General features: G+C 69.2%; 5 protein-coding genes and 3 pseudogenes. 5 read left to right on the top strand and 3 right to left on the bottom strand.

Going from position 1 to position 10,696, the window contains the following annotated elements:
- The first annotated feature begins 649 nt into the window (after window positions 1-649).
- The 5 genes and pseudogenes from ACTMS9_RS30455 to ACTMS9_RS30475 all read left to right on the top strand — a co-directional run.
- Window positions 650-2,860: a hypothetical protein gene (locus tag ACTMS9_RS30455; protein WP_441149334.1), complete on the top strand. Its 2,211-nt coding sequence runs from the start codon at window positions 650-652 to the stop codon at window positions 2,858-2,860.
- Between the two features lie 178 nt (window positions 2,861-3,038).
- Window positions 3,039-5,003, top strand: a complete 1,965-nt coding sequence (locus ACTMS9_RS30460) for an APC family permease (protein ID WP_441166622.1) — start codon at window positions 3,039-3,041, stop codon at window positions 5,001-5,003.
- A gap of 26 nt (window positions 5,004-5,029) precedes the next feature.
- Window positions 5,030-6,418, top strand: a complete 1,389-nt coding sequence (locus tag ACTMS9_RS30465; RefSeq protein WP_441166623.1) for a sensor histidine kinase — start codon at window positions 5,030-5,032, stop codon at window positions 6,416-6,418.
- Window positions 6,415-7,089 carry a response regulator gene (locus tag ACTMS9_RS30470; protein ID WP_441166624.1) on the top strand — a complete coding sequence of 225 codons (675 nt, stop codon included), beginning with the start codon at window positions 6,415-6,417 and terminating at the stop codon, window positions 7,087-7,089. Before ACTMS9_RS30465 ends, ACTMS9_RS30470 begins: the two co-directional genes overlap by 4 nt.
- A 64-nt stretch (window positions 7,090-7,153) precedes the next feature.
- Window positions 7,154-7,438, top strand: a pseudogene (locus ACTMS9_RS30475) (GmrSD restriction endonuclease domain-containing protein); the annotation flags it as partial.
- On the opposite strand, the pseudogene ACTMS9_RS30480 reads toward ACTMS9_RS30475, so the two are convergent.
- From ACTMS9_RS30480 to ACTMS9_RS30490, 3 genes and pseudogenes are all read right to left on the bottom strand, one after another.
- Window positions 7,415-7,582: pseudogene (locus tag ACTMS9_RS30480) on the bottom strand (transposase); the annotation flags it as partial. The pseudogenes ACTMS9_RS30475 and ACTMS9_RS30480 overlap by 24 nt on opposite strands.
- 184 nt (window positions 7,583-7,766) lie before the next feature.
- Window positions 7,767-9,740, bottom strand: coding sequence for a potassium transporter Kup (locus tag ACTMS9_RS30485; RefSeq protein WP_441166625.1), 1,974 nt, complete (start codon window positions 9,738-9,740; stop codon window positions 7,767-7,769).
- A gap of 80 nt (window positions 9,741-9,820) precedes the next feature.
- A pseudogene (locus ACTMS9_RS30490) lies at window positions 9,821-10,405 on the bottom strand (DDE-type integrase/transposase/recombinase); the annotation flags it as partial.
- Between the last annotated feature and the right edge of the window lie 291 nt (window positions 10,406-10,696).

Genomic DNA, 10,696 nt, shown 5'->3' on the forward strand with positions numbered 1-10,696 from the left:
AGCTCGCCCAGCCGCGCACCCAAACGACGACCAAGCCGTGAGGCTTCCACGGCCTCTGAGGCGCCGTTGCATTATCTGATCGGGAGGCGCGTTACGCCCGGGTCGGGTCCGCGGTCAGATGACTTTCCTGCACGCCTCGGAATCGGTTTAAGACAGCTTCCACAGTCACTCGGGGAGGCGGTGCGGTACGACTCCACGCGTGGCGAGATCCTGACCAGCATCGCACGCTTGCACTAACTCGCCGAGAGGGACGGGTCCTAGCTGAGGAGTTGGCAGTGCAACGCGGCGACATTCTCTACAGGACGGCATGCGCCCTCGAATATGCTGGTCAGCGCTGAGCTTTCACCTCTCACGAGCAGCCAAGTGAGCAGCCGAACCGGCGAACTGGCGCGGACGTTGATGGACGCGATCACCACCTGACGCGGGGCGAGCACCCCCAAGAGCAGCGGCCGAGACTGACTGGTATGCAGTAGCTCACTGCTGACGTTTCGGCGGCGCGGTCGGCTCCAACGGTCATCATCCCTGTCGCACTACGGCCCAAGCGTTGACTGTTTGTGCGATATCGGGGGCCAGCCAACTGTTTGTCTGTGAGTCTGTCGGCGTGGGCAGAGCACCGGTAAGTGGCGCTGTCGAGTTGAGGGTGCACGGGGTGTCCGGTGGTACGGCGGAGAAGATTCTCGACCATCCGATCGTGGTGCGTGTTGCCGGTGATGCCCACGCGGGGTTTTACCGGCCGCGGGCGGGGAGCGGCGCAGCAGGGGGCTCCACCGATGGTGTTGTCGTGGAGGCGTACCGCTGGGGCGCCCTGACCGCCGGCGCGACCATGCGGACGGCCTCGATGTTGCTGTTGTTGCCGTTCATGCTCGGTAACCTCGCGGTCTGGCTGCGCCCGACGCCGACCGACCGGTTCGGGCTGCTCGGTGCGCTGTGCCGACTGCTCGCCGGCACGCTCACGGCCGCCTTCGTCCTCTCGATCGTCGGCGTCACGCTGGACCTCGTGGGCTGGCAATGCGTGCCGTACGAGCAATGCCGGGACGGCCGCCCCTACCTGTCCTGGCTTGGTCAGGTGGCGATGGGCCCGCGTCTGGCCCTGATGTCGCTCATCCCGCTGCTCGCGCTCCGGCTGATGTGGGCGATCGGCGTACGGTCCGCGCGGGCGCTCGAGGGTTTCGGACCACCGCCGCCACGTGCGGAAACGTCCGAGCCGACTGAGAGCCTCAGCACTGCCGGATTCTGGGATGACGAGCGGACAACGGCATGGCTGCGTCAGATCCACGTGGGAATCGGCGCCGGCACCGTGGATGCCAGCCTGCTCGCCGCAATCTCCCGCGGGCAGGCCTCCGCGAGCTGGTTGCTGTTCGTCGCCGCCGTCGGCCTGCTGGGGTTCTGTGCGGTGCTGCTGTGCCTACCCGTGCCGGCCACCCGGCGGAGTGCTCGGCGCATCCTGCGCTCTTTATGGGTGGCCACGACCGGGGTGACCGGCCTGAGCCTCGGCTATGCCGTTCTACTCCCGGGCAATCCCGCCGCCGCCGGACAGTTGCCTGGCTTCGAGGGCATTGCGGGTGGTCTGATGGCAGGACAGGGCGTCCTGCTAGCCGTACTCGCCGGCGTCACGACCCTACGTGGGCGGGCGGCCACGTCCGGGGTTCGGCCTGTCCTGCGGGGGCTCGGAACGCCGATCGTCGCGGCGGCGTCGGTGACCGTCGGGGGTGCCTTCGCGGGCACCCTGACGTTCCGCGTCGCCGATCTCCTTGACCGCGGTGCCATTCCTGGTCCGGTCCACCCAGGTCCACCAGGTGGCGCGCCGCTGGACCCGCCGGTCGCCTACTGGTGGGCCGTACTCGCCGGGCTGATCACGCTGTTGATCGTCGTCGCCGCCGCCCTGACCACACTCCTACTCGGCCGACGGCGGCGACGCCGGCTGGCCGATCATGTTGTCCAGCGCGATTACGCACAGGCGTCGGCGCGGGCGCCGGCGCGGCGGGAAGTTGTCCGGGAGGCCATCGCGAGATCTCGGGTGACCGATGAACTCGGTCCCGTGCTGACGGTGTCCTTTCTGATCTCCTCGCTGGGTTTGGTGACCGTCGCGCTCGATCTGATCGGTGTCGGTCCCACCCAGCTCGCGGCCGAGCTCTTCGCGCCACACACCAAAGCCACGCTGATCGCCGCTCTAGCCACGGACGCGGGGGTCTGGCTGATCAGCCTGCTCGTGATCGGCCTTATGATTCTCGGCTTCCGCTCGTACCGGTCAACCGAGACCCGACGTATCGTGGCGATCCTCTGGGACCTGGGTGATTTCTGGCCCCGGACGGTCCACCCGTTCGCGCCTCCCTGCTACGCCGCCCGGGCAGTGCCCGAACTCGTCAAGCGCGTCTCCGCCCTCGCCGCACAAGGCGGTGTGATCATCTCCGGGCACAGTCACGGCTCGGTCCTCGCCGCCGCCACGATCCTGCAACTGCCGCCGGCGGTCCTGCCCCGAATCGCACTGCTGACCCACGGCTCTCCGCTGCGGCGCCTCTACGCCGGCCTCTATCCGGCATACCTGGGCGGGCGAACCCTGTGCGAACTGGGTGAGCGGCTGGACTGGCGGTGGCGGAACCTGTGGCGAGAGACCGACCCGGTCGGAGGGCCCATCTTCACTCCGCAGCCGTGCGGGCAGCTGCCGTGTCAGAGCCCGCAGGCCGAGTCGGTTGACATCCGGCTTCGCGATCCGCGCAGCCTGACCATCGACCCAGCCGACACCGTGCCACCACCCATCGAGCGGCACTGGCCGTACCACACGCAGCCGGCCTATCAGGCAGCCGTCCAAGAACTTGCCGCACAGGTCTGCGAAGCCAGACCGAACCAGCTAAGGGAATGACCCTCGGACCGCCAGCCCTCGACGCGGCAGCTGCGGACAATGGGAGGCGCGGATTCCGGGTGCTGGGGTGCGCGCGGTGCAGGGGGCGGGTTAAGGATGCGCCAAGTCGGCGGCCGGCGGCGTTAAGAACCCGTCAAGATCTCCGGCGGGGCTGGTTTGTGGGTCTTGACTCTGTGGTGTGTTGAGTTTGTTGAAGCGGCTGGTGGTTGGTCGTCCGCTGCGCAGTGACCGGCTGGGTGAGACGTTGCTGTCGAAGCGGCTGGCGTTGCCGATTTTCGCCAGCGATCCGCTGTCGTCGGTGGCGTACGCCACGCAGGAGATCCTGCTGGTGTTGACGTTGGGCGGCTTGTCGTACCTGTTCCTGGCCCCGTGGGTGGCCCTCGGCGTGGTGGTGCTGCTGGCTGTGGTGGTGGCCTCTTACCGGCAGGTGGTGCGGGCCTATCCCAGCGGCGGCGGCTCCTACGAGGTCGCCTCGCGCAACCTGGGCCCGTCGGCGGGCCTGGTCGTGGCCGCGGCGTTGATGGTCGACTACATCATGACGGTGGCGGTGTCGGTGGCGGCCGGCGTGGACAACATCATTTCGGCGGTGCCGTCGCTGAACCCGCATCGGGTGGGTATCTGCGCGGGGTTCGTGGTGGCGCTGATGGCGATGAACCTGCGGGGTGTACGGGAGTCGGGTAAGACGTTCGCCTGGCCGACGTACCTGTTCATCGGCGGTGTGCTGACGATGATCAGCGTCGGTATCGGGCGGGCGGTCCTCGGCGACGCGCCGGTGGCCGAGTCGGCCGGCTGGCAGGTACGCCCGGAGCAGGTCGGGCTGACGGGGCTGGCCCTTGCCCTGCTGACCCTGCGGGCGTTCGCCTCCGGGTGCACGGCGTTGACCGGGGTGGAGGCGATCTCCAACGGGGTGCCGGCGTTCAAGCCGCCGAAGGCCGAGAACGCCGCCCGTACCATGCTGGCCATGGGGGTCACGGCGATCACGATGTTCGCCGGGATCACCGCGCTGGCGCTGATCGCTGAGGTCCGGGTGGCCGAGCACACCTGCGATCTGGTGGGTTTTCCGGGCAACTGCGAGACCGACCCGCAGCGCACCGTCATCGCGCAGCTGGCCGCGGCGGTGTTCGGCGGCGGCAGCGTCGGCTTCTACCTCATTCAGGCCACCACCGCGCTGATCCTGATCCTGGCGGCGAACACGGCGTTCAACGGGTTCCCGCTGCTGAGCTCGATTCTGGCTCAGGACCGGTACCTGCCGCGGCAGCTGCACACGCGTGGCGACCGTTTGGCGTTCTCCAACGGCATCATCGTCCTGGCGGTGGTCGCCGGTGCGGTGATCTGGCTGTTCGACGGCTCGGTGACCCGCCTGATCCAGCTTTACATCCTCGGCGTGTTCACCTCCTTCACCCTCAGCCAGGCCGGCATGGTGCGGCACTGGAACCGGGCGCTGGCTGCCGAACGCGATCCCGCGGCGCGACGACGGTTGCACCGGTCGCGGTTCATCAACGCCCTCGGCGGGTTGCTCACCGGACTGGTCCTGGTCATCGTCCTCGCGACGAAGTTCACCCACGGCGCCTACCTGGTCGTGATCGCCGTGCCGGTGCTCTACGGGCTGATGCGCACCATCCGCCGCCACTACGAACGGGTCAGCGCCGAACTCGAACCCGAGCCCGGCGGCATCGTCATGCCGTCGCGGGTCCACGCCGTGGTGCTGGTCTCGCGGGTGCACCGCCCGACCCTGCAGGCGCTGGCCTACGCCCGGGCCACCCGCCCGGACAGCCTCACCGCGGTCACCGTGGCGATCAACGGCGACGACGTGGCCCGGCTGCAGCAGCAGTGGGCCGACCGGGACCTGCCAGTACCGCTCACGCTGCTGGAGTCGCCCTATCGGGAGATCACCAACCCGGTTCTCGACTACGTCAACCGACTCCGCCAGGAAGGCCCGCGGGACCTGGTCGTGGTCTACATCCCCGAGTACGTCGTGGGCCGCTGGTGGGAGCAGCTGCTGCACAACCAGAGCGCGCTGCGGCTCAAGGCCCGGCTGCTGTTCCAACGCCGCGTCATGGTCGTCAGCGTGCCGTGGCAGCTGGAATCCAGCCACGGGCAGGACGGTAGGGAGACCGTCACGGCCGGGCACCGCCAGCGGTAGCGGTGGATCGGGTAGAAATGCCGGACATGGAGTTGTCTACGGCCGCACCCGGTGCCGGGGGGCGCCGCTGGCGGGGCGCGGGCCTCGGCGCGGGCGTCGCGGTGGTGGGCCTGGCCGCCGTTACGCTGGCGCTGGTACCGGCGCGGGCCGAGGTGTCGTTGGCCAGCGTGGTCCTGCTCTACCTGGCGCCGGTGGTCGTCACCGCGGCCGTGGGCGGCTGGGGCCCGGCGGTGGCCGCGGCGATCGCCGCCGACCTGCTGGTCAACTACTTCTTCGTCCCGCCGTTTCACACCTTTGCCGTGGAGACCGGCGACAACATCGTCGTCCTTGCCGTCTACGTCGGGGTCGCCACCGCGGTCAGCGTCGCCGTCGACCTCGCGGCCCGGCACCGGGCCACGGCCGCCCGTCGCGCCGTGGAAGCGGCGTTGCTCGCCGGCGCCAGCGCCGAACCGATCGAGCAGGCCTCCCTCACCCGGCTGCTGGACCAGGTCCGCGCCACCTACCAGATGACCACGGTCGCCCTCACCGAAGGCGGACAGGCCCTCGACCAGGTCGGCCCACCACCGCACGGGACACCGGCGCTGTCCGTCGCCGCCGGCGGTGGACTGCGCCTGGACGCCTGGGGCCCACGATTGTTCGCCGAGGACCGCCGTGCGCTGGCGCGCCTGGCCGCGGCGGCAGCCCGCACCCTGGAGACCCAGCGCCTGGCCGGGCAGGCCGCCCGCGCCGTCGAACTCGCCCACATCGACCGGCTACGCGCCGCGCTGCTCGGCGCCGTCGGCCACGACCTGCGCACGCCACTGGCCTCGATCAAGGCGGCCGTGTCCAGCCTGCGCCAGCCCGACATCGACTGGAGCACCGAAGACCGGGCGGAGCTGCTCGCCACGGTCGAGGAGTCCACCGACCGGCTCACCACCGTGGTCGACAACCTGCTGTCGCTGAGTCGCCTGCAGGCCGGGGTGCTGTCGGTCGACGCGCGGCCGACCGCGGTCGACGGAGTCGTGGCCCAAGCCGTCCTGAGCACCGACACCGGTGGCGTGAGCGTCGATGTCGACGTGCCGGATGACCTGCCTCTGGCGTGGGCCGACGCCGGTCTCCTCGAGCGCGTAGTGGCGAACCTGCTTACCAACGCCTGCACGGCCAGCCCACCCGGCCAGCGCGTCCTCATCCGGGGCCGCGCCGGCGGCGATCATCTGCGCCTCGACGTCGTCGATCACGGGCCCGGCATCGCCAGCGCCGACCGTGACCGCGTCTTCGCGCCGTTCCAACGTCTGGACGACCACAGCGGCACCGGCCTCGGCCTCGGATTAGCCATCGCCCGCGGGTTCACCGAGGCCCAACGGGGCACCCTGACGGCCAGCGACACCCCGAACGGCGGCCTGACCATGACCATCCGCATCCCGGCGGCGCCATGAGCCGTATTCTCGTCGTCGACGACGACCAGCAGCTGCTGCGGGCACTGCGGATCAACCTCACCGCCCGCCACTATGAGGTGCTCACCGCCGCCGACGGCACCACCGCCCTGACCATCGCCGCCCGCACCCCACCGGATCTGGCCATCATCGACCTCGGCCTGCCCGACCTCGACGGCGTCACCGTCGTGGAGGGCCTCCGCGGCTGGACCAACATCCCGATCATCGTGCTGTCCGCCCGCGACACCGAAACCGCCAAGGTCGACGCCCTCGACGCCGGCGCCGACGACTACGTCACCAAACCCTTCGGCATGGACGAACTCCTCGCCCGGGTCCGCGCCGCGCTCCGCCGCGCCCATCCCACCCCGGACGCCGCCACCATCACCACCGCCGCCTTCACCATCGACCTCGCGGCGAAACGCCTCACCACCGCCGCCGGCGAGGTCCGCCTCACCCCCACCGAATGGCACCTCCTGGAGGTACTGGCCCGCCACCCCGACAAGCTCGTCGCTCACCGCCAGCTGCTGCGCGAGGTGTGGGGACCGGCCTACGAAACCGAAACCAACTACCTCCGCGTGCACCTGGCCAACCTTCGCCGCAAGATCGAACCCGACCCGGCCCGCCCCCGATACCTGATCACCGAACCCGGCATCGGCTACCGGTTCGTCCCCTGAGCCGATGCCGGTCGCAGCTGGGGCATGCCCAACGTCACCGCGGTGGTGCCGGCGATCCTGTCCAGAGGTCCTCAAGCGCGACGGCACCTCCGTCGTCGTTGACAGTTCCTGCGCGGCGACGTCCGGCCGCTGGTACAGCCCCTACGACGGCGCCACCTGGTCGGCGGCCTCGGACGTCGACATCGACCACGTGGTGCCCTTGGCGGAGGCGTGGCGCTCCGGCGCCAGCTCCTGGACCACCAGCCGGCAGCAGAGCTTCGCCAACGACCTCACCCGCCCCCAGCTGATCGCGGTCACCGACAACGTCAACCAGGCCAAGGGCGACCCGAGGGCGGCCAGTTCCTACCCGCTCGACACGGATGGCAGCCATGACGTGGGCGAAGCGGGTGCAATCGTTGACGTTGCCACCAGAGAGCACGAAGGCGAGCGTGCGGCCGAGGCCATCGCAGGCGAGGTGAATCTTGGTGGTCAGTCCACCTCGACTTCGACCGAGGACGGCGCAGCGCAGCAGCCGCGCCCCGGCAGTCTCTCGCGCTGCACCTCGCCGGCCGAGGCGCTCGGCTGGATGCGCTGCCGGCTGACCGCTTTACCGCTTTGACCAGACCGCAGCACCGGGCGGGGATTGGGTGCGTTCAGCTGCTGTACGCCAGGCCCTCGAGCCAGTGATCGAGACAGCTTCAGACCGCGATTTCGGCGCTGAGGACGATGGTGCGTTCCTCGGGCAGGTGGAGGAACTCGGCGTGGCTGGCGGCGTTGTGGGCGAGAGCGATGAACAGGCGCTTACGCCAGATGGCCATGCCGGGCTGGCGGGTGCAACGCAGAGTGATCTTTGAGACGAAGTAGGAGACCTCGTCGAGGTCGAGGTTGATCCCTCTGGCGAAAGGGTGGGCGGCGGCGCGGCGAAGTACCTCGGGGAAGTCGGTGGGGTCCTGGAAGCCGAAGAGGGCGTCGATGTGGATGACGCCGTCGTTCGGGTCGCCGAGGTCATCGATGGTGAGGCGCCGATTCCAGGGAATGTGCGGGACGTTGGCAGTGCGGCCCGTCATGATCACGATTCTCTCGTGCCGGACGTGGTGGTGCGCGACGTTCGCGCGCAGTGCCAGGGGCGTCGTCTCCTTGTTCGGGTGGGGAAACACCGCGGTGCCCGGCACCCAGGGGATGTTCGTGGCGTGCAGGGTGTCGATGAAGTCGCGGAGAGGTCCTTCGCGTTCGATCCGCCGGGCGGTGACGAGTTCGGCGCCGCGTCGCCACGTCAGCAGGACCGTGAACAGGATGATCGCGATGAGCAGCGTCAGCCAACCGCCGTGGGTGACCTTGGCCAGGTTCGCGGTGAAGAAGGTCAGCTCGATGCTGCCGAAGACGAGCCCGAACAGCGCCAACCGCCAGATCGTCCAGCGCCATCGCGCTCGCGCGACGACCAGGAACAGGGTCGTGGTGATCAGGAAGGTGCCGGTGACCGCGACCCCGTACGCGGCGGCAAGGTTCGTGGACGAGCCGAACGCGAACACCACCACGAGGACCGCGGCGAACAGGCTCCAGTTCACTCCTGGGGCGTAGATCTGTCCGTACTGGCGGCGGGAGGTCTGCCGGATGCGCAGGTGCGGCAGGAAGCCCAGCCGCATGGCCTCCCGGGACACCGAGAACGCCCCGGTGATCACCGACTGGGACGCGATCACGGTGGCCACGGTGGCCAGGGCGACCATCGGCAGCTGTGCCCAGCCTGGTAGCAGCAGGAAGAACGGATTTTCCCGGCTCTCCGGCGCCCGGAGGATCAGTGCGCCCTGGCCGAGGTAATTCAGCGTCAGAGCGGGGAAGACGATCACGAACCAGGCCCGGCGGATCGGGGCGCGGCCGAAGTGCCCCATGTCGGCGTAGAGCGCTTCGGCGCCGGTGATCGCCAGCACCACGGCGCCCATCGCGATGAACGCGATGATCGGGTGGTCGACGACGAACAGGGCCGCGTACGTCGGTGACAGTCCGGAAAGAACGCTCGGGTGACGTATCACCTCGGCCGCGCCGGCGACGCCCAGGCAGGCGAACCAGAGCAGCATGATCGGCCCGAACACGGCCCCGACCCGTCCGGTGCCCCAGCGCTGGATGGCAAACAGCAGGGTGATGATCACCGCCGACGCCGGCAGCACGATCACCTCCCACCGTGGAGAGATGACCTCCAGCCCTTCCACCGCCGACAACACCGAGATCGCCGGGGTGATCACACTGTCGCCGTAGAACAGAGCGGCGCCGAGCGCCCCAAGCGCCAGCACGGTTGCGGCGCGCCTTTCACTGACTTTGAGCAACGCCCTTCGGGCGAGGGCGGCCAAGGCCATCACCCCACCCTCGCCCTCGTTGTCGGCCCGCAGGATGAAGATGACGTACTTGACCGACACGATCAGGATGATCGACCAGAAGACCCACGAGATCACACCGAACACGTCGGGAGCGTCCGGTGTCAGGCTGCGGTCCAGAGTGAAGACTGTCTTCAACGCGTACAGCGGGCTCGTGCCGATATCGCCGTACACCACCCCCAACGCGCCCAGCAACAAGCCCAGGCCCGCCTTCGGGTGGCCCGCCGGCGACGGCTGGGACCCAGCGTCCCCTCCTGGTCCCTGGCCGCCTGGCGCGGGCTGCTCGTTGTTGGCACGCTTCGTCACCCTCACAGGCATACCAACCAATACGCCGCGCGTGTCCGGGACTCCGAACTTTGGTCAACCCAGCCTTGAGGGGGTAGCGGCTCGGTCAGGGTGCGGTGGAAGCGTTCCACCTTGCCGTTGGTGTGGGGGCGGTAGGGGCGGGTCTTCTTGATCGCGATGCCGGCGGTGGTGAGGGTGTCGCGCCAGAGGTGGGACTTGTAGGCGGAGCCGTTGTCGGTAAGCACTCGGCGGACGGTGATGCCGCAAGTGGTGAACCAGGCGTGGGCGCGATGCCAGAACGCGACGGCGGTGTCGCGGGTCTCGTCGGCGAGGATATCGGTGTAAGCCAGCCGGGAGTGGTCGTCGATGGCGGTGTGCAGGTAGCTGTAGCCGATGACTGGTTCGCGGCGGCGGTTGCGGGTGACGCCGGCGGTGGCGGCGCGGTTGCGTTTGCCCTGCTGACGTCCTCGGGTGCGCCAGCCACCGCCGTCGGGGATGTTGCCGAGCTTCTTCACGTCGACGTGGACCAGGTCATAGCGACGCACGCACCGGCCGGTGCCCCGGTCCAGATGCGCCAGCCGGGCCACACCCGCCCGGCGCAGCACGGCGTGACACGTCGAGGCCGCCAATCCGAGCCAGCCGGCGATCCGCGCCGGCCCCCACCGCCGTTTCGCCCGCAGGTGCAGCCCGCCAGGTGCGGACCCTGGCCGACGCCCGCACGGCGGTACTGGATCAAGCTTTTGAGACAGGTCAACTTGGGGAGGATCTCGTCGGATGGTGGCCTCAGACCTGCCCGCCATCCGGGACAGGGACAACCGGAGCATCGTCCCGAACCAAGGAGGTTGGCGTGCGGAGCGGCTGACCTGGTGCCCCGGCAGGATTCGAACTGCGGCACACGGTTTAGTGCTCCTAACTCTTTGAGTGTTGGAGTCTGCGCCAGCAGATGATGGCGCAGGCGAGGGTGAGGAATGCTTCGT

This window comes from Micromonospora sp. L31, assembly GCF_052068075.1.
GTDB classification, from domain to species: Bacteria; Actinomycetota; Actinomycetes; order Mycobacteriales; family Micromonosporaceae; genus Micromonospora; species Micromonospora purpureochromogenes.